This window comes from Gilliamella sp. GillExp13, from assembly GCF_001690815.1.
Classification (GTDB): Bacteria; Pseudomonadota; Gammaproteobacteria; order Enterobacterales; family Orbaceae; genus Gilliamella; species Gilliamella bombi.
Genome location: NZ_LZHJ01000010.1, coordinates 1 through 469, shown reverse-complemented (window position 1 = coordinate 469; position 469 = coordinate 1). Strand labels below are relative to the sequence as shown.

2 protein-coding genes are annotated in these 469 nt (G+C 37.5%); both read left to right on the top strand.

Features of this window, described 5'->3' with window-relative positions; genetic code table 11:
* Positions 1 to 272: helix-turn-helix domain-containing protein (locus A9G37_RS00745; protein ID WP_065574331.1), on the top strand; the 272-nt coding region annotated here is incomplete at its 5' end.
* Positions 273 to 338: 66 nt separating this feature from the next.
* Positions 339 to 469, top strand: a 131-nt coding sequence (locus A9G37_RS11915) for a transposase (RefSeq protein WP_442903127.1), incomplete at its 3' end; no start/stop codon positions are given.

Here is a 469-nt window from a genome sequence, read left to right as displayed (position 1 = left end):
TCGTATTATTACAAGCCGGAAAGAATAAAAAAGAGATAGCCCAGCTACTCAATAGACATCCTTCGACAATAAGTCGAGAGATAAAAAGAAACTCAAAACCTAATCAAGCCTATCAAGCACATGATGTGGTAACCTTAGCTAGGAAAAGGCGGAAAAACAGCGGTAATGGTAAGCCAATAGAGTCTTCGGTATGGCGCCAAGTTGAAAAATACCTCATGCTTTATTACAGCCCAGAGCAGATTGCTGCACGTTTAAAGAAAGTCAGCGTGTAACTCTCCCCTAAAATAGTACAGCAAAAAAGTAGAAAATTCTCTATGATAAAAGTAAAAGGGGATTTAATGATGAAAAAAATGACTGAACATCAAATCGTCGCTATTTTAAAAGAAGCTGAAGCAGGTATTCCTGTCAAGGAACTCTGCCGTAAATATGGCATGGGTAATTCAACTTTTTATAAATGGCGGGAAAAATA